Genomic DNA, 19,636 nt, shown 5'->3' with positions numbered 1-19,636 from the left:
TTAGCTGGAGCTGGAGCCCCCGCTGCTCCCAATGCCGCCATGTCCTGAAGTGCCTTTCGAAATACCCGATGAACCATCCGACGGTGTAGAGGTTGCAGAAGAGGTCGTTCCGCCCGAATTTCCTGTTGAACCATAGTATCGTGAAGTCGAGCTGCCGCTCCCATTATCACAATATCCGTCATTATTTTGATCGACACAGTTCGAATTAGCCGGTGTGTTTGAACACCCAGGTGCTGCAACAAGCGCAGCGGCCACAAACAAAGTGACGATATGATGTGTTTTTCCAATCTTTTTTTGCTCCAAAGCGTTCTCCTCCTAAGAGTTTTGCTTTAGCAAAACTAAACTTCGTAAGCATAGCTCAAGTTTTGAAATTAGCAAAACCTACTTCGTAAGATCCAGCTCAGATTTCACCGCATAAATGACAAAAGTCTCACGATCTTCATCAATTTCCGTTGATGTGCGGTACCATTCCTGCCCCTCTAGATATAAATAGTTGGCTTCCAGATGAAGCAGCACAGCAAGGGTATCTTGGAAACTGTAACAATGGACCAATCGATAGTCAGCGCCAAATTCTCGGTACTCACGGAGCTCTAGCCTTAGTCCCGTTGATTGACCAGAATCACGCTTCTCCCAAGACATTACCCGTTCGTCATCCGCCCGCTTCACATAGATGACATAGCAGCCATCCTCAATAGCATTGGATGTTTTCTCGTAAACTACGCTTTCTTTTACCAAGTAATCACAAGCAAATCGCAGCGCAGTCTCTTCCCGTCCTATCCGATCATAGTAATACAGCAGCGGGAAGTCGCTGTCTTCTTCAAATAAACGATACTCCAATCGCGGCATAAGCATGCTCCTTTCTCGTCTACGGCTATTCCTCTGCCATTAGCAAGCAGTAAGTTATACGCGCAAAAGGACCAAAAGATTCGTGGGCCACCCTTCCTAAACTCATCAATCAGAAATAGTTCATGAAGCCGCAACGCTTAAGGTTACGATAACTTTTGTCATTTTCGCGGGAATTGATGCGGCTTCTCCAGAGCATACATATCTTCCTCCACCGCTGCAACCCGTTCTCGAACATACTGACGACAATCGTCAACCGCCTGATTATAGAAAATAGGGCCTGCCTGTTTCACAAAAAAATCCAGCAGCTGCTCAGCCGCCAAATGCCCCAGTTCTTCATTGCGTTCCTCTTGAAAATAATGCTGGAGCATACTGATGATCTGTTCTTTTTGCTCCTTGGGAAATTTTAAATTCATTATTTTATTCAGCTCCTCTTCTCATAGCTAAAGCCGCCCCAGCTTTTATAGGACGGCCAACCATTCCGAACCCTCATACTAAAATCCTACAGTCGCTGTATCCGTTCCTGAATCGGATAATCCGGCTATATTGTCAAACCCCGCATTACCGAAAACCGTATTGCTCTGACAGCGTGCCGAACCCACTCTTACAGCTGCTTTGGAGCTTTGAAATATACTGTTGCCGGTAACAATATTTTGTTTGGCGGAAGAGGCCGATCCGACTCCAACTGTATCTATCAAAATCCCTGTTTCTGTCCAACGCACCTCATTGCTTTTTACGGTATTCGCATCTCCATTGAATACGGAAATACCAAGTGGTGCAGTATTGATTGTATTGCTTGTGACAGTGTTGCCAAACGGACGGTCATCACCGCCATTATCTGCTGCATCCAACTGAATTCCGCCTGAGGATGAGCGGGATATTATATTATTTACAACTGTATTATAAGTGCAATAATCTTTCAGTCGTATCCCAAAGGTGCAGCTAAACTCCTGATCACCCAAATTCGCCCCAGAGATCAGATTCCCTTGTATTAAATGATAGGAGCACGCCTTCAGCTTCGAAGTAACCAAAATGGCTGCATCTTTACAACCTTCGATTACGTTATCGGCAATTATTGAATAGCTGCTTCCGGCATTTACATAAATGGCATTTTTGTTCACATTTTTGAATTTATTTGTTTGTAATATATTATTGCTTCCACCTTCAACAACAATACCATATCCCTCATTAGGGTTTTCCGTTCCCACGATGAGCGTAAATATGCAATTGGTGACATTAACATGCTGGGAGCGTTCCACATGTATGCCTTTCGTAACTCTGTTAAACAAGCAACGACTAATCCGAACATGCTCCGAATCAAAAATATAAATGCCGCATTCGAAAATGGATGCTAATGAGGTACTAACGATCCCGCTTCCTTCAAATGTAAGGCTGTCTATAGAAAAATGCTTGCTGTCCGAGCCGCTCTTGATCATATGCAGATTGGTATCTATCGACCTGATAATAGTCACGCCTGCTCCTGCACCAAGAAGATGCACTTTAGAGCGCATAAACAAGCTGGATTTTATAACATAATCTCCGGGTGGGAGGTACACCGTCCCGCCTTTATCAGCTGAGGCAGCATTAATGGCAGCTTGTATATAAGGTGCATCATCTTGTCCATAACGGCCATTTCCTTGAGCTCCATAATCCTTAACATTATAATAAAAGCTCGTATCTATGACAGGAATAGTCGTAGCTGCACGAGCCTCCCCAGGAAATCCAGCCCCTGCTGCAAGCAGTACTCCGGCCGCTCCTAATGAAGCTAACATTTGTCTGCGAGTCATCGGTTTACCTGTTTCTTGTTCTTTATCGTTCGGTTCTATTGGAAGCAATGTCAATCCTCCTTAATTTCTATAAATCTTTCAAATTGTCATATTTTTTTCTTAATAGATAGATTCAGTATAAATGGAAATGAGGCCAGCATCAATATTGAAAAAAAAGCCCTCAATTGAGGACTTCATTTTCAAAACTTCAATATTCGTTTATTTGATTATTTTAGCACCTTCAGCAAACGTCTTGCGGGTCCTGACGGCGTATCAATCATTTCGTACAATTTAAGGGTAAGCGGGTATTCCAGCTGCTCGGATAATGCAGTGTTTAGATAATAGATCTGGCTGCCGTTAATAATCCGGTTCTCCCCTGCCAAATCTACGATTTTGGAAGCGACCTTTTTTCCATCCGTATTTTCCAGCTCAAAAGCAAGCTTCGAAAATGCTGTATTTGTAACAACATTATCTGTCGGATGCACATCCAAATCCAGCTTTAGCTTGTAGGTATAGTTTAGTGTAAAGGTGGCTGCATTACTTAACACATAATTGCTGACAGACCAGTTTTTCAAGTCAATATCATAAGGGTACAACGCTAATTGATTGGCAGGAACTTCAAGCTCCCTTTCAACCTGAAGATCAGCACGCGCTATTACCGTCTTGTAAGGAGCCGCTGTTTGTTCGTCATAAACACGTAATGAAAATTGTCTATTTTGTTCAGATAACGGCAACAAGAAGGTATAGGCTACCACCAGGCTCGCATTAGGCGCAACCTCAATCTTGGAAGTCGGCTTCTTGCCGCTATAAGCGCTTCCTGCAGTTGAGACAAGCTCTGTGCCAAAGTCCGGTACGGTCAACGGCTTGCTACTGCTGTTAGTCATTTTTAGTTTGACAACCGCAGTTTTGTAGCCTTGACCTTCATTTTCAAACATCTGGACATGCATTACAGAAACGGCAAGCGCAGGGTCGACTATGACATTCAAAGGATCAAAAGCAAGTGGCTGCTGCAAGGAGTAATTTGGCGCTATCAGCTCTGCAGCTTCTGCCACCGGTTGCGATCCCGTTATAGCAGAGAGCCCTATATGCAGCCTGCCCACGGAATAGCTAACTGCTGGCGGCAGCTCAGCATCTACGGTGCGCGCTGCGGGCTGGTAGCTTTCCGGTGTCATTATATTCAAGTCGGTCAGAACCGTATCCTGGTCGGTAGGAATCGAGAAGTACATATATTTCTGGGAGCCTGCATCCAGAGATTTTACACTTTTCTCAGCACGATTGCCTGCATAAACCTGCTTGTCAGATCTGCCATTGATCGTAAAGTCAGGGATCAGCTCTGTCCGATCACTTGGATTTTGGACGCGCAGTGTTAGCAGCTGCACCCGCTTCGTCCCATCACGCTCTTCTGTCAAGCGAATAGGGGTATAAACAAGCGGCGAGGCTAAGGATGGAATTGAAAAGGATTCCTCCCATTTTTTCGTAAATTCCGGTTCGGATAAAGAATCGTCAATTCCTTTCCAGCTTAACCCCTTAACCGGTACGGACAAAAGCGTCGTTTCTACCTTCGGATATACATCCTTATTAATATCAACCCAAGCCAGCTCATTCAAAGTGATATCCTGCTTGCGGTCCAGCAGTACCATATAACTCAGCTCAACCGTTGCACCACTTTCCACAGCCTTGACATTATTCGCGCTAGGACGAAGGACGAAGGCTTTGTCATCATTCATAACCGCTCTGAGCTCGCCGTCCGGAACGCGGGCCAAAGAACTCGAATGATTCGTTAATTTTACAACCGCAGCAATACGTGTTCCGCTATATGTATGCTCGTTAAGCAAGCTTTTTACCTCTAATTGAAGCTCATTCGTTAAAGCAGCCGGCAAGGTTAGTTGAGCCCCCACTTCCGAAGCAGCAGCAGAGGCAGCCGAACCTGTATATGGTATTGAAAAGCATAGTGCTGTAGTAAGAAGCATGACTAGCATTTGATTTTTTTTCTTATTCATAGCTGATCCTCTCCCTGATCCCGCTTTATTCATTTGATGATTTCCACCTTTTCTTTATCCAGCAAGCCCTGCCCGACCGAAATGACAATTTGCTCCCCTTCCTTCAAACCGCTTACGACCTCACGATAGCCGTTTACCGCGCGGCCAAGCGTGACTTTGCGTTTCTCGACCTGCTCGCCTACCAGCACATAAGCGTACATCTCATTACCTTCCTGAGCAACAGCGGAGGTCGGTAAAGCCAACGCATCCTGTTTGCCCCCGTCACCCAAGAGCAGCTTCACGCGTGTGCCCGGCTTCAGCTTGAAGCCTTCATTTTTAGCGGTCAGTTCCATTACAAATGTTTTGCTCTGAGGGCTCATAACATCCGCTAAATAGGTAACCGCTCCTTGAAATTTATCATTGCTGCCTGGGAGCGTAAAGCTCACTTCTGACTTGCCTCTTGCAAGCTTCACTTGGGCTTCCGTAAGATCAGAGTGGATTTTCACAGGATCGAGCTGTTGAATAACACCGGCAACATAGCCCGACTGAATGGACATACCCTGCTCAGGAAACAGATCCGTCAAAATACCGCTGATCGGCGCCTTCACTTCGAGATCGGAGATCGTTTTATTGATATCCTCAACCCCTACCTCTGTGGTTTCCAATTGAATTTTCAATGTCGCAAGCGGATCCGTTGCCTCCAGATTAGCCAGCTGCTTCTGAGCCGTATCGAGATCCAATATTGCGGTTTTCCACTGTGTTTCAGCTTTCTCCAATTGGCTTTTTGCAGCAATCCCTTGATCATAATCATTTCTTAAATTGTTGTAAGCTTTTTCGAGATCCGCGATTTGCATTCCCAATTTGCCGATAGTATTTTTTAATACCGCTTTATTCGTAGCCACATCTTCACGTGTTTTAACCAGCTGTGATTGCAACCCCTCGCGTGTAAGCTCAGTTTTTCGCTTTGAACGCTCCATGTCCGCTGTATCCAGCTTCAGGATGACCTCTCCTTGGCGAACAGGTTCACCACGCTTTTTGAGCAGCTGCTGGACATCGCCGCCTACCTTGACGGTAACATTCACTTGGGAGGAGGATACGACATCCGCATCCTGTTCAACGAGCCCCTCCATAGCTTGCTTGGCAACCGGCACCACTTTGACCTGCCGAAGCTGCGACTCCTTCGCAGACGTAACGGAACAACCCGCGGCTACAACAGCGCATAAAAGAATCATCGATGCAGGTGCTACTGTACTTTTCCATGCCTTAAATCTGTGTTTCATAGTTTATGTACCCCTTTGCCCAAAAATAGTAAACCTTTCCGAGGACATTCTTAACGGACCGTTTCTTTCTATTCACCCATTACATGCTCTTTGGAGGACCCAGGCCTTTTTACTGTCTTCAAGAACATCGACAGCACAACAGCAGCAAGCGCCAAGCCTGCGGTCATATAAAACACATCGTCCATTGCCTGGACCGTTGCCTGTAATTGAATTTGTCCATACACATAACCGATTGCGCTGCTTTGGGCTTGACCGAACGATTGTCCCACCGCCATATACTGGGTTTGAATTTGGCTAATATTGTTCTGGACTGAGGCCGAGAACATGTTCATCTGATCGGACATCGCAGCCGAATGAAATATTCGCTGGTTGCTGAACATTAGCGCGAGCCAAGCGATACCGAACGATGCACTCACCTGCCTGATGGCATTCGAGAGTGCCGTCCCCTGCCCCATCTTGTGCATAGGGACTGTATTCATCCCGGCCGTTTGTACCGGCATCATAACAAGACCAACACCAACAGCACGGATCATCAACCATCCAACAATTGTAGAGAATGGAGTTGTCACATCCAGCTGCCTTGTCAAATATAAGCCATAAGCCGTAATGATCATTCCGATAACAGCAAGCGGTTTGGCGCCTATTTTATCAAACAACGCACCTGCGATAGGCATCATCAGACCGGATACTATCGCTTGCGGAAGCAGGAGCAGCCCTGTCTGGATCGGAGATAAGCCCGCAACATTTTCCAGAAATACCGGCAGCAGGAATAAGCTACCCATCAATATAACCATTGCCGTACTGGAAATCATCAGCGTAAGCGTAAAAGTGAAATTTTTGAGCAGTGATAAATCCAGCATCGGCCGCTCAACAATAAGCTCAATAATAATGAAAGCAATCAAGCAAACAGTGGCAATTGAAAGAAAAATAATAACTTCCGTATTGTTCCAGCCCTTATCCGCTACAATCCCTACACCATATAACAGTGTGGCAAGACCTGTGCTCGAGGTCACAAACCCCCATAGATCAAACTTGCCTGGGTTCTCAATCTTGTATTCCTTTAAAGCAGCTGCAGCCAGAAAAATATCTATGATACCTATGGGAACATTAATGGAGAAAATTAACCGCCAATCCAAATATTCTACTATGTAGCCGCTCAGCGTCGGGCCCACTGCAGGCGCAAACATTACGGAAATACCGAATAGGCCCATCGCCATTCCCCGCTTCTCAGGCGGAAACATACGAAACAGCATAACCATACTTACCGGCATAACCGCTCCTCCGCCTATGGCTTGGATAATTCGAAAAACGATCATCGAGTTATTGCTCCAAGCCGCACTGCATAATGCGGAACCGATAGTAAATACAGCTACAGAATATAGAAACACTCTTTTATAACCGAATCGATCACCCATATAGCCGGTAATCGGTATCAGTGCACCTACAACAAGCGAATAAGCAGTCAAAACCCATTGTATTTCCGTCTGACTGACACTGAACACTGCCATCATCTTAGGCACCGCTACATTAACGATGCTGGTATCGAGAATAGCCATAAAAACCGCCAAAATCATGGCGAGCATGGCCAGCCCTCTTCCACGTGCAGGAGGCTCTGTGCCCACAGGCGCATTAGCGTTTCCTTGAGCCGCTGCCGGCTTCGCTTCGCCTAATTGATCCGTCATCTCTATCGTAACTCCTCTCCGAGGTTGAGCTAGGTAACAGCGAAGCTACCTCTCGATTTTTGTGACGGCATTCAACCCGGGAATAAGCCGCTTTCCTTGGTAATCATCCAAAGTAATTTTCACAGGTACACGCTGTACAACCTTAGTAAAGCTGCCGCTCGAATTGGAAGAAGGTATTAAGGAAAAGGAGGAATTCGTGCCGAGACCAATTTTTTCAACACGCCCCTTAAACGCAGTGCCCGGGAACGCATCAATGGTTAGCGTTACTTTATTGCCGGCCTTCACGTCATGAAGCTCTGTTTCTTCAATATTCGCTGTTACATACAGCTTCCCTAAATCAGCGCTCATTAACAATGCAGCCCCCGCTGCCACCGTCTGATCCTTAACCGCATTTGTTTGAATGATGGTACCGTCATCAGGAGCGATAATGTCCTGAGTTGTAGCGGCAACATTACCCCGTGCGGGAGCCGTCTCTACGATACCCAGAACATCGCCCTTTTTGAAAGTATCCCCTTCCTTATAATTCCATTCAATCAGCTTGCCTGGCGCCATCGAGCCTATGGCTCGTAGCTCACCTTGTACCTTGGAGTCTTCCGTGCTTATGTATTTACTGATCTGTTGATAATAATAAAACCCTCCGATAGCCCCTCCAATAACAACAACAGCAAGAACACTCAATCCGATTATTTTCTTTTTCATCTACCCAAGCGCACCATCCTTCAAAATCATTGTTTAATAATTAAATCCGTTGTCATTTTCCGAAGTAATCCAATGAATTGCCCCTGCTCTTCTGCCGTAAGCTTTTGCAGCATGCCAATTAAAATCTGGTCCCTTGTCTCCTTCAATCGCATGATGGTTTCGGTCGCAGGTTCCGTAAGCTCTACCCATACAACACGACGGTCTGTTTCATCTCGAGTTCTATCGATGTGACCGGATATCACCAGACGATTAATAGCGATTGTGGTAGCACTTGTGGACAGGCCCAGCTCCTCTGCAAGCTCACCCACTGTAGTTCTCTTCTTGCAAAGCAGCGTAATCAACAGCAGCATTTGCTGGCGCGAGAAGCTGTGCTGCTCCGTAAATTGATCCTTGAACTTGGCTACTCTTCGGAATAATTCGTCGATTTGAGCCAAACTATCCTCAATGGCCATCGATATTTACCACATCCTTTAATCACCAAATAGTTTTATGATAAAATTACTTTGGGATAAATTTACCACTCACTTTCTCAAACCGTCAAATGCCATATTCAGCCAAAAACACGCAAAAAAAAGCAGACCCGCTGGTCTGCCTAAGTCTTTAACCGTTTTTCTCTCGCTATCGAAACATCCCCCACAACTTGATAAGATGAAATGTGTTGTTAGGATCGATTTTTTGCGAAATCACAAAATTCACCATATGCTCTATCTGTTTGTCGCTCAATTTCTCACCAAGCACCTTACCCAGCATACCGACAAATCGACGCACCTTGGCCCTGTCCTGCAGATCGTACTTGGTCACGCCCTGCAGAATCATTTTGATACGTTCTTTTGTATCCGGATTTTTCATTTTCGCTTTAACGCGTTCCACAAATGCAGGCTCAAATCCGAACTTTTGATAGCTCATGCCACAAATACCTCCGATCAAGGAAATGAGAAATTCACTCCTAATAAGTCTATGACGGGAGGCTCGGACATGTGTCTTATTAAACGGGACAAAACTTTACAATACTTTTAATCCAACAATTCACTGTCAAAAATATGTTCTCGCTGTAAATATTCACGCTGCTTCCAATAGGCCGCGGCTGTCCAAAAATCTGGATGCCGGACGAGTGCTGCCGCCTCATCGCGCGCTTGCTCCATAACCTCAAAATCCGTGACCATATCAGCAAGCCGAAAATCCGGCAGCCCACTCTGCTTGGTGCCGAAGAAATCACCCGGGCCCCGAAGCTCCAAATCGCGCCGCGCGATCTCAAAGCCATCGTTGGTGTCGGTCATCGCCTTCATGCGCTGCTTGCCGACCTCATTCTTCGGATCAGCGATGAGCACACAGTAGGATTGATGTTCTCCACGGCCAACCCGGCCGCGAAGCTGATGAAGCTGTGACAAACCAAAACGATGCGCATCATATACAACCATCAAGGTTGCATTCGGTACGTCCACGCCAACCTCGATTACAGTAGTCGATACAAGCACTTGAGTTTGATTTGCGCTGAAGTCACGCATGACCTCGTCCTTTTCCGATGCAGGCATCCTCCCATGCAGGAGCGCTACCTTGTATTCTGGAAAAGCGAACTGCAATTGAGCGTGCACATCGATAGCATTCTGGACATCCAGCTTCTCCGATTCTTCAATTAACGGGCAAATAATATAGGCTTGCCGTCCTTCGGCAGCCTCGCGACGAATAAAGCCCAGCACCCTTTCAAGCATATCATGAGTTACTGCATAGGTTTTGATTGGCTTGCGCCCCTTCGGCAGTTCGCTCAATGTAGATACGTCCATATCCCCAAAGGCTGTTATCGCCAGAGTTCTCGGAATGGGCGTTGCTGTCATCGTCAGCACATCCGGGTTCATTCCTTTGCGACGCAAAATACTCCGCTGGTTAACACCGAAACGATGCTGCTCGTCGGTTACAACGAGCCCCAGCTTGCGGAAAAATACATCCTCCTGGATTAAGGCATGCGTCCCGACGATCACATCGATCAACCCCATCTGCAGAGAGGCCAGCACATCCCGTCTCTGCCGGTCTGTCAGGCTGCCGGTAAGCAGTGCTACACTAATGCCATATGGCTCGAACAAACGCTCCAGTGACCGTTTATGCTGCTCAGCGAGTATTTCTGTCGGCACCATCAGCGCTCCTTGGCAGCCTGCTTTGACAACAGCAAACAAAGATGCTGCCGCTACTACAGTCTTCCCCGCGCCAACATCCCCTTGAAGCAGACGGTTCATGCAGAAGGACTGCTGCAAGTCGTGTAAAATTTCGGCCAGCACCTTCTTTTGCGAATCGGTAAGCTTGAATGGGAGCGCCCGAACGAATGCCCTCACTTCAGGCAAATCAAGCTGATGGGCAACCCCATCAGCCCGGTCATGATTCAATGCTCGGTAAGCCTGCATTTTCAGCTGAAACAAGAACAGCTCCTCGAATACCATCCGTTTGCGTGCACTCAAACCCTCTGCCATGGAGCCTGGTAAATGCAGCAGAGCTACCGCTTGCTTACGGGGCATCAGCTCATATTTGTCCATCAGCTCCTGCGGAAGCACCTCAGGTATGAGATCGCCATATTGTGTAATCGCCTGCTTGGTTGTTTGACGCATCCATTTTTGGGATATAGCTCCGGTAACCGAATAAACAGGCTGCAGCGTTCCGATCTGCGTAGTCCCTTTTCCCGGAAATTGTGACTCTGATACGGTAAGGTGCAGCCTTTTCTGATCCCACTTTCCGGTTAATATAATTTCAGTGCCAGCCTGCAGTTGATCTTTGATATAGTGTCTGTTAAACCAGACAGCCGTAATAAAGAGCGAGTTTACTACAAGCTTGCAGGTCAATCTTGATTTGATTCGACCATACATCTGAACCTGCGGCATTCCCGCAATGGTTCCTTGAACTGTGATCTTATCCCCATCCTTCACCTCAGTCAGATCACGCAGCGTGTAATCTTCATACCGAAAAGGATAGTAATCAAGCAGCTCACCTACCGAAGCAATGCCTAGTGTCAGAAGCTCCTCCGGCTTCTTCCCCTTGACCCCATGCACTTCTTTAACCGGAACTTGGTATAAATCAATGGTCATATTAAACCGGATTAACGAACACAGCTACGGTTCCGGGACCGGTATGCGTTCCTACAACAGGACCAATTTGTGTATAGCGTGTGCTCTTGACAACGAAATTTTGCAGCATCATTTCATTGAATAGTTCAGCACTGTCCAGAGCTGCTGCATGTGCAATTGTGATGTTCAACGGCTTATCTCCCAAATCCTGTTTTAAAAGTTCGATAATCCGAGCCATCGCTTTTTTCTGGCCTCTCACTTTATCAACCGAATAGACGGTCCCTTCATTAGACACTGACAAAATAGGCTTAATATTTAACAGCGAACCTACCAGAGCGGCGGCTTTTCCGATACGGCCTCCTTTTTGCAAATACTCAAGCGTATCCACCAAAAAATAAAGCTTCAATTGTTGACGCATCGAATGAATCAGGTTGATTATCTCATCCTTGCTTTGCCCCGCACGAGCAGCCTCTGCCGCTGCAACAACTATGGAACCAAACCCATAGGATGCTGATTTGGAATCAATAACCGTTAGATCTGCACTATCATCCATCATCGATTTAGCCAATATTGCAGATTGATAGGTTCCGCTTAATCCTGAAGACAAGTGAACCGATATAACCGAGGTATCCGCAGCATCAAGCATCCTTTTATACGTTTCCACAAATTGTACGGGCGAAGGCTGCGATGTTGTAGGAAGAACAGCAGCACTCGTCAAATTTTCAAAAAAAACTTCTGAGCTCATATCTATTTGGTCACGGTAAGTATCCATACCGAAATGCACCTTTAATGGAATAACCTCAATGCCTAATGCTTCTTGTAAATCAGCTGGAATATCAGCTGTACTGTCAGTAACGATCCGAATTTGACTCAAAAACGACTCCACCTCCACTTCCCCATCTTCCCGGTAATAAATACGATAACTTTACTCGGCGGATATAATATAATAATAAAGCGGTTGACCGCCTGCATGAACCTCTACTTCCACTTCCTTATACGTGTCTTCGATATAGCTGACAAGCCGCTCAGTCTGATCGTGTTCCGCTTCTTCACCCGTATACAAGGTAACAATTTCTGCTCCATCACTCAACAAGCTATCTACCAGTCGCTTACAGGAAAGTAATAAATCAGGCTCGGCTGATACAATTTTGCTGTTGTGGATTCCAATATAATCCCCTTGAGCAATGTCCATATCATCTATACGCGTATCACGAACCGCATAGGTAACCTGACCGGACTGAACGAGACCAATAGCTTTATGCATACTATCGGTATTCTCCTCAAGTACAGCGTTCTCTCGAAAAGCAAGTACAGCAGCTATACCTTGCGGTATCGCTTTGGTAGGAATAACGACCATTTGTTTGTCCTCTACTAGATCAACCGCTTGTCTAGCCGCCATAATAATATTTGAATTGTTGGGCAATACAAACACGGTATGAGCTGGGACAAGCCTTACAGCATTCACAATATCCTCCGTACTCGGATTCATGGTTTGGCCTCCATGCAGCACCCGGTCCACACCTAGGCTGTTGAAGATATCGGAGATTCCTTGTCCGACAGATACCACGACAAAGCCGTACTGCTTTAATTCTCTTACATCCTGCACCGTACCCATTGACCCATGATCAACTACAGAAACTGCTTGCTGAGAATCGTTGGTTATCGCGGCTCCGGTTCTGCTCCCATAAAGCTCTTCGGCCTCTTCAAGCAGGAGATGCGTATGCTGGTCACGCATATTCTCGATTTTGATCCGGCTTAAATCACCATATTGCATGGCATGGTTCATCACTGTTCCCGGATATTCCGCATGGATATGCACTTTGACCAAATCATCGTCAGCCACAACAAGCAGAGAATCTCCGAAGTTGGACAGCTCCTGCCGGAATACCTGTTCATCGAAGATTAAGCCTGTCATCTTCTGCTTCTGCGCCTGCAGAGTAACTATAAATTCCGTGCAATATCCGAATTCGATATCCTCTGTTGACAGCTTAGCTTGGGCCCGCTTAGGTTCCCCCATTGTTGTTCCTGTGCCCCCGATTACAGCGGCATCTATAGCAGATGAGCGATGAGCCGAGTTTGTTCCCGTTTGTACAGCCCCAACAGGAGCAGTCGCAGTAAGATAACCCGGACGAGCTTCCGTCTCGTTGTCTTTACTGCCAGCTCCCTCTTCACCTTGCTCCAACGCTTGAAGAAAGCCTTCGTAAATCAGCAGCAAGCCTTGGCCGCCCGCATCTACTACTCCAACCTGCTTAAGGATCGGGAGCAGATTCGGCGTATTAGACAGTGCCTCGCTGCCTTTATTGCACACTTCTCTCATCAGCTCAACCACATTCGATATGCGTTCTGCTTGCTTAACCGCATGCTTGGCCGCTTCCTTGGCAACGGTTAGAATCGTACCCTCAACCGGCTTGACAACGGCTTTATATGCCATGGTAACGCCGTTCTGGAGAGCTGCCGCAAGCTGTTTGGCATCGATGGAATCCGCTTCCATTACTTCTTTTGAAAATCCGCGAAATAATTGAGACAGGATTACCCCCGAATTGCCGCGCGCTCCCATCAACAGCCCCTTGGCCAGAGCATCCGCCGATTTACCAATCTGTTGAGATGAACGCCGCTTCAGCTCTTCAACACCGGATGTTAAGGTCAGGTTCATATTAGTCCCTGTATCCCCATCGGGTACAGGAAACACATTGAGCGCATTGACCTTTTCCACATTTTCTCTCAGCTGCTGCGCTCCCTTTTCCACCATGCGGATAAAGTCATTCCCATTAATACGAACTAGATGCTTGCTCAACAAACATTCCCCTTCCTACTTCAGAGTGAATCCATTCCTTATGCTAAGCTGGACACTTTCTCTCTGAAATTATTCAGATACCCGAACCCCTTGAACATAAATGTTCACTGATTCCACCTGAAGCCCTGCAACCTCACTTAATACATATTTAACTTTCGTTTGAACATTATGAGCTACTACTGATATTTTAGTTCCATAGCTGACAATAATATATAAATCAATTGCCGTCATACCTTGTGCATCACGACGTATCTCTACACCACGGCTCAAATTATCTTGACGAAGCAACTCTGCAATCCCGTCCTTGAGCTGATTGCGCGATGCCATTCCAACAAGTCCATAACAATCCAATGCAGCTGAGCCTGCCAATACAGCAATAACCCCATCCGCTACCCATACTTTGCCATACTCTGTAGCCAGTTCAATAGCCATCATCAAAAGCTCCTTTGATATAGATTAGAATGGACTAACTTTTATTTTACTATATCAGCGTTCAGAAATAAATAAAATATACATCCACCGCTACGCGGGCACTCAAGAAACTTGCAGAAAAACATCTCTGGAACATTGACGTTATTTATTACCTTGTGATATGATATTTAAGTGTGTTTTTTAACAGGATTTGCATACGGAGAGATCGCTTTCGAGGATCTTTGATCATCGTAGCTTTTAAGGAGGTGTCATACAATGTCCCGCAAATGTTTTATTACCGGTAAAGGACCCGGAACAGGCAACCATGTATCTCATGCTAATAACAAGTCGAAGCGTACTTGGGGTGTTAACGTTCAAAAGGTTCGTATTCTTGTGGACGGAAAACCAAAGCGCGTTTATGTAAGCACGAAGGCTTTGAAATCCGGAAAAGTTACTCGTGTGTAATCTTTAACCACCGACGACAAAAAGCACCTGGGGCCCAGGTGCTTTTTTTAGTTACGTAAGTATAAGCTTTTATTCTGGGCTTCGCTAAAAATTCTTTCAACCTGTATGAACACATAGCGAAGCCTTTGGATATTTAGGGATTAGTTCTTGCTGAACGTATTAAGTACGGCTTTGACTAGTCCGCCTAACAACCTCGGTAGCTTGATTGTATAAAATCTCATTTCTGCCCCTCCTTCTAGGTTGCGTTTAACCAGCTGTAATTCCTCAAGCATCCTGTACTTAAGCTGGCTGCACGCTGCTATTCCCAAGCATCATGTTTCATCATACTCCATTATATTCCTCTATTTTCAAAACGTGCCTATCCATTCTAATCGAGCCCCAAAAAACAAAAAGGCTACAAAAGCCGGAACTTTTGTAACCATATTATGCAGCTGAAAGCTGATTTATGAACGTGCATGGACATGAATGTTCGTTAAACTGAAGGAGGCAATGTGCCCGCTTGAATTGTGAGATATATTGCATAAATAACGGCAAAGAGGAAATATAACACAATGGTACTCACAACAAAAGCAATCCGCATACCACGACTATCATATCTTTTAAAAAACTGGACTCCTGTATATAGAGCTCCTAAAGAAAATAGATATTTTAATAAGTCCTGAATTTGTGAAAAAAGCGTCAACATACCAGCACAAAGCAGACTAAAGCCTAGCACGGTCAGAAATCTCATAGCCGTCTCACACCTCGCCGCGAATATGCCGTATTGCTTCCGCTCGATCCGGTTGGTTAAATACGGCATTCCCCGCTACCAGTACATTAGCCCCGGCCGCAGCCACTTGTCTTGCTGTTTGGGCATTAATCCCGCCATCAACCTCAATGTGTACATGCTGCAAGCCGCGCTCATCCAACATTTCTCGAAGCTTGGCAATCTTCGGCAGCATTCCAGCAATAAACTGCTGGCCCCCAAATCCAGGATTGACTGTCATAATGAGAACAAGGTCCAAGGATTCATTCATTACGTACTCAATCGTTGATAAAGGGGTAGCAGGATTTAATACGACACCCGCTTGAATACCCTGCTCTTTTATTAAATGAAGCGTGCGATGCAGATGACGGCAAGCCTCAACATGTACAGAGATCAAGTCGGCTCCAGCTTTAGCGAAAGCAGGTATGTAGATATCCGGATTCTCAATCATCAGATGAACGTCCAATGTGAGGGCCGTATGGGGACGGATGGCCTCCACAACCAACGGGCCGATCGTTATGTTTGGAACAAATTGTCCATCCATAACATCCACATGAATCCAATCGGCACCTCCACGTTCCACATCGGCTATTTCAGCACCTAGCTTTGAAAAATCTGCCGACAAAATAGACGGTGCTATATTAAGCATAATCAGTACCTCCTTTTTCTCTCTTTAATTTCTGTAAGAAAGTGCAAATAATGATCGTAGCGGGATTCAGCAATTTCTCCCTGCTCCTTGGCTTCAATAACTTTACACCCAGGCTCGTGCTGATGCTGGCAGCCGCGGAACTTACATTCAGCTGCGTAGGTCCGAAATTCCTTGAAGCATGAGCTTAGATCTTCGGCTTCCTCAACTTGTGCAAAATCAAGCTGGCTAAAGCCTGGAGTATCCGCAACAAGCCCGCCATTTTGCAAACGAATTAACTCCACATGACGAGTCGTGTGCTTTCCTCTTCCAAGCTTCATGCTGATTTGGTTTGTTTCTAGCTGCAATCCGGGCACCATAGCATTCAGCAATGAAGATTTGCCGACACCAGACTGACCGGCGAATACGCTGATTCGACCGGAAAGCCTCTCAAGAATCGGTTGGATCCCAATGCCCATTTTGGCACTGGTTACGACAACTTGGTACCCAACCTTCTCATATAATTGAACTATAAGGCTCATACTGCTAGTCTCAGCAGCCACGACTGATCCGGACTTGGAATTAGATCCGCTCCACACTTGGGATTGCTGTTGTGTATCTGGATGAACGGCTTCATCGACTGAAATTAAATCCTGTTTGGTCAAACAAATAATGGTCTCCAAACCGGCGCTTTCCGTGTGCACCAGAAATTTATCCAGCAGCTGCAAATTCAATGCAGGCTCCTGCACGGCAAATACCAGGACAGCCAGCTCCACATTAGCAACCTGTGGGCGGACCAGCTCAGAAGTGCGCGGTAAAATTTCATCTACGGTGCCTTCACCATTTTCAGTCAATCCATAGAGCACCCGATCCCCTACCAGCGGGGACTCTCCGCGTTTCTTAAAAATTCCTCGAGCCCGGCATTGGACCGACATCATATTTTCCCCATCTTCAGGCAGCACATAATAATAACCGCTTAGAGCCTTTACAATAAGACCATGTGGCATTAGCTTCTGCCTCCTGTGCCGGTGCCAGAACCCGGTGTGGCGTTTGCTGGATTTGGTGGTTGCGTTCCTTGTGTTCCTTGTGTTCCTTGTGTCCCTTGTGATCCCTGAGTTCCTTGCGTTCCTTGATTACCCGTACCGGTACCAGGATTCCCTCCTGAATTGGCTGGTGGTTTCGTCCCCGGTGTTGTGCCTGCTCCAGGTGTAGTAGTTTGGCCCGGCACAGTCGTTCCAGGCGTTGTGGTGCCAGGAGGTTGAGTACCAGGTGTCGGAGTGCCCGGTGTCGTTGTTCCTGATGAACCGGCGGGAATAGGATTAAACGGCTTGCCGTTCTTCTGAGCGATAAAATCATCATAGGTAACGGTTATCATATCAGCCAGTACATTGTCCTGCTTGATCTGGATGACAGCTCGCTTATCAGGTGCTACAACCAGACTTACATCGACTGTACTTGCTTTGGTCACTTTGGTAATCGTTTTATATTCAAAGTTTTCATATTGAGCATCAGACAATACAAGCTTAACGGTCGTTTCCTTACCTTCCTTCGACGGCTTGATCGGCACGGCAATCTTCATAGGCCCTGCTTCTTCCGGCAGTCCGGAGCTTATGATCAGCTTGATTTCGGCTCCTGGTGAAACCTCATCATTGTATTTGTAAGGGAATTGCGTAATTACCTTACCCTTAGGCTGTTTATAGCTTGCTTCTACATTGATGCCGTCCTGAGCAAGTTTCAAATTGCTGACGGTAATCCGGGATTTGGCCTCTGATTCACTCAATCCTTCTAAATCGGGCATTTTGAACGTTTCTCTCCCCTTGCTTACCGTTAACATGACAACAGCAGTGGCTGGATCCAATTCATCATTCAATGCCGGCGTTTGTAAAATAACGGTCTCAGGTTCTTCATTCACAAATTCCGGCTTCAGCTTAATTCTGTCTTCTGTTATGCCAAGTGCCATAATCGCCATTTTGGCATCCCCCAGCTTCTTGCCAGTGACACCCGGCATTTTCAGCTTTTCAACACCTTTGCTAACATACAAGGTTTCTTTAGAATGAATCTTGAGCTTCATGTTCAAATGATCCTGCCGAATGACCACATCTTTGGGCACATCCTTGGAATTTTCAAAAATGACCTCAGACTCCAGATTGGCTGCTTTCAGTATAGCCTGGGCTTCGGATATCGGCTTTGTAACAACCGACGGCACTTCAACCTCTTGAATAACGAACTTAGCTTTCACTACTCCTACCATGTACCACATTCCGCCGAGTACCAGCAATAGAACGATAATCCATATTAGCGGCTTTACCCAGCGGTTTTTCTTTTTTTCTTGAGGCTCCTCAGCATCTCTTGTGGGGCTGACATCCCTATCTCCGGCTGAGAGCGAATACTGGTCTGGACGGATTGCAGGAATAACACGCGTTTTCTCTTCATCCAGTTCATCATCGTCCATGAAATTGATTTTAGCTTCATTGCGTCTATGCGGAAGCAGACAGCTATCCAAATCATCCAGCATTTGTTTGGCCGTACGGTAACGCTCCGCCGGATTTTTACGCATGGCTTTCAAAATAATATTTTCCACGCTTTGCGGAATAAGAGGATTGACCTTGCGGGGCTCCTCCACTTCCTCCTGTAAATGCTTCAATGCCACACTTATCGGACTTTCTCCCAAAAAAGGCAGCCGACCTGTAAGCATCTGATACATTACAATGCCGAGTGAATAAAGATCTGATTGCTCACCAGTAAAGGTTCCTTTGGCATGCTCAGGTGAAAAATAATGGACCGAACCGACAACAGAGCCGGTTTGGGTTATTGTAGATGAAGTGATGGCACGCGCAATACCAAAATCCGTAACCTTCACTCTGCCATTTTTGCCGATTAAGATGTTATGAGGTTTAATATCACGATGAATGATTTGATTATGATGGGCGTGATCAAGCGCATCACAAATTTGGCTGGCGAAATGGACGGCTTCCTCCACCTGCAGCGGCGCTTTTTCCTTGATAAGTTCATTTAAAGTAGTGCCTTCTATATATTCCATAACAATATAATGGATATCTTCTTCCTGACCAACATCATATATGCTGACTACGTTGGAGTGGGACAGCGATGCCGCGGCTTGGGCTTCACGCCGGAACCGCTGGATGAATTCCTCGTCATGTACATACTGCGAACGCAGAATTTTAACAGCAATATGGCGATGTAGTAATATATCGAGTGCCTTATAAACAATTGCCATCCCGCCGCCGCCAACACGCTCAAGTATTTCATAACGTCCTCCCAGCTGCTTACCTATCATTC

The 19,636-nt window shown here is 46.1% G+C and carries 20 protein-coding genes; 1 reads left to right on the top strand and 19 read right to left on the bottom strand.

The genetic code is table 11. From position 1 onward, the window contains the following. The 14 genes from ACFQ0C_RS27065 to ACFQ0C_RS27000 form a co-directional block, all read right to left on the bottom strand. Nucleotides 1–303, bottom strand: coding sequence for a hypothetical protein (locus tag ACFQ0C_RS27065; protein ID WP_379371262.1), 303 nt, complete (start codon nt 301–303; stop codon nt 1–3). A gap of 78 nt (nt 304–381) precedes the next feature. Beyond that, nucleotides 382–846, bottom strand: coding sequence for a hypothetical protein (locus tag ACFQ0C_RS27060; RefSeq protein WP_379371260.1), 465 nt, complete (start codon nt 844–846; stop codon nt 382–384). Nucleotides 847–1,004: 158 nt separating this feature from the next. Further along, complete coding sequence (locus ACFQ0C_RS27055) at nt 1,005–1,259, bottom strand: DUF2164 domain-containing protein (RefSeq protein WP_379371258.1); 255 nt, start codon at nt 1,257–1,259, stop codon at nt 1,005–1,007. Nucleotides 1,260–1,337: 78 nt separating this feature from the next. Then, nucleotides 1,338–2,678 carry a right-handed parallel beta-helix repeat-containing protein gene (locus ACFQ0C_RS27050; RefSeq protein ID WP_379371256.1) on the bottom strand — a complete coding sequence of 447 codons (1,341 nt, stop codon included), beginning with the start codon at nt 2,676–2,678 and terminating at the stop codon, nt 1,338–1,340. A gap of 158 nt (nt 2,679–2,836) precedes the next feature. Next, nucleotides 2,837–4,609, bottom strand: a complete 1,773-nt coding sequence (locus ACFQ0C_RS27045; RefSeq protein WP_379371254.1) for a hypothetical protein — start codon at nt 4,607–4,609, stop codon at nt 2,837–2,839. 29 nt (nt 4,610–4,638) lie between these two features. Beyond that, on the bottom strand, nt 4,639–5,868 hold the full coding sequence (locus ACFQ0C_RS27040) for an efflux RND transporter periplasmic adaptor subunit (RefSeq protein WP_379371252.1): 1,230 nt from the start codon (nt 5,866–5,868) through the stop codon (nt 4,639–4,641). A gap of 68 nt (nt 5,869–5,936) precedes the next feature. Beyond that, nucleotides 5,937–7,550: a DHA2 family efflux MFS transporter permease subunit gene (locus tag ACFQ0C_RS27035; RefSeq protein WP_379371250.1), complete on the bottom strand. Its 1,614-nt coding sequence runs from the start codon at nt 7,548–7,550 to the stop codon at nt 5,937–5,939. Between the two features lie 45 nt (nt 7,551–7,595). After that, entirely contained in the window at nt 7,596–8,249 is a 654-nt protein-coding gene (locus ACFQ0C_RS27030; protein ID WP_379371248.1) for an HlyD family secretion protein, read from the bottom strand. A gap of 26 nt (nt 8,250–8,275) precedes the next feature. Continuing rightward, nucleotides 8,276–8,701, bottom strand: coding sequence for a MarR family winged helix-turn-helix transcriptional regulator (locus ACFQ0C_RS27025; protein ID WP_379371246.1), 426 nt, complete (start codon nt 8,699–8,701; stop codon nt 8,276–8,278). A gap of 166 nt (nt 8,702–8,867) precedes the next feature. Next, nucleotides 8,868–9,155, bottom strand: a complete 288-nt coding sequence (locus tag ACFQ0C_RS27020; RefSeq protein WP_258215205.1) for a stage VI sporulation protein F — start codon at nt 9,153–9,155, stop codon at nt 8,868–8,870. A 107-nt stretch (nt 9,156–9,262) separates the two neighbouring features. Next, a complete protein-coding gene (gene recG / locus ACFQ0C_RS27015) occupies nt 9,263–11,317 on the bottom strand; it encodes an ATP-dependent DNA helicase RecG (RefSeq protein ID WP_379371243.1) in 2,055 nt (684 codons plus the stop codon). 1 nt (nt 11,318) lies between these two features. Beyond that, nucleotides 11,319–12,170 (bottom strand): DegV family protein, encoded by an 852-nt coding sequence (locus ACFQ0C_RS27010; protein WP_379371241.1) that lies wholly within the window; start codon nt 12,168–12,170, stop codon nt 11,319–11,321. A gap of 51 nt (nt 12,171–12,221) precedes the next feature. Continuing rightward, a complete protein-coding gene (locus ACFQ0C_RS27005) occupies nt 12,222–14,045 on the bottom strand; it encodes a DAK2 domain-containing protein (protein WP_379371327.1) in 1,824 nt (607 codons plus the stop codon). 114 nt (nt 14,046–14,159) lie between these two features. Beyond that, the gene (locus ACFQ0C_RS27000) at nt 14,160–14,522 is read right to left on the bottom strand and encodes an Asp23/Gls24 family envelope stress response protein (RefSeq protein ID WP_379371325.1); all 363 of its coding nucleotides are present in this window, start codon (nt 14,520–14,522) and stop codon (nt 14,160–14,162) included. 255 nt (nt 14,523–14,777) lie between these two features. Between ACFQ0C_RS27000 and rpmB the strand changes: the two genes are divergently transcribed. Further along, nucleotides 14,778–14,966 carry a 50S ribosomal protein L28 gene (rpmB, locus tag ACFQ0C_RS26995; protein ID WP_028550362.1) on the top strand — a complete coding sequence of 63 codons (189 nt, stop codon included), beginning with the start codon at nt 14,778–14,780 and terminating at the stop codon, nt 14,964–14,966. Nucleotides 14,967–15,106: 140 nt separating this feature from the next. On the opposite strand, the gene spoVM is transcribed toward rpmB, so the two are convergent. The 5 genes from spoVM to pknB all read right to left on the bottom strand — a co-directional run bounded on the left by spoVM (nt 15,107) and on the right by pknB (nt 19,634). Next, entirely contained in the window at nt 15,107–15,187 is an 81-nt protein-coding gene (gene spoVM / locus ACFQ0C_RS26990; RefSeq protein WP_258215245.1) for a stage V sporulation protein SpoVM, read from the bottom strand. Between the two features lie 251 nt (nt 15,188–15,438). Then, nucleotides 15,439–15,696: a hypothetical protein gene (locus ACFQ0C_RS26985; protein ID WP_379371238.1), complete on the bottom strand. Its 258-nt coding sequence runs from the start codon at nt 15,694–15,696 to the stop codon at nt 15,439–15,441. A gap of 7 nt (nt 15,697–15,703) precedes the next feature. Beyond that, on the bottom strand, nt 15,704–16,360 hold the full coding sequence (rpe, locus tag ACFQ0C_RS26980) for a ribulose-phosphate 3-epimerase (RefSeq protein ID WP_379371236.1): 657 nt from the start codon (nt 16,358–16,360) through the stop codon (nt 15,704–15,706). Between the two features lie 2 nt (nt 16,361–16,362). Then, nucleotides 16,363–17,343, bottom strand: coding sequence for a ribosome small subunit-dependent GTPase A (rsgA, locus tag ACFQ0C_RS26975; protein ID WP_379371234.1), 981 nt, complete (start codon nt 17,341–17,343; stop codon nt 16,363–16,365). After that, nucleotides 17,343–19,634 carry a Stk1 family PASTA domain-containing Ser/Thr kinase gene (gene pknB / locus ACFQ0C_RS26970; RefSeq protein ID WP_379371232.1) on the bottom strand — a complete coding sequence of 764 codons (2,292 nt, stop codon included), beginning with the start codon at nt 19,632–19,634 and terminating at the stop codon, nt 17,343–17,345. The genes rsgA and pknB overlap by 1 nt, the downstream gene beginning before the upstream one ends. Nucleotides 19,635–19,636 lie beyond the last annotated feature (2 nt).

The organism is Paenibacillus sp. GCM10027630 (assembly GCF_042676305.1).
Taxonomy (GTDB): domain Bacteria; phylum Bacillota; class Bacilli; order Paenibacillales; family NBRC-103111; genus Paenibacillus_S.
Note: the sequence above shows the minus strand (reverse complement) of the source record. Positions and strands in the feature narration are given on the sequence as shown.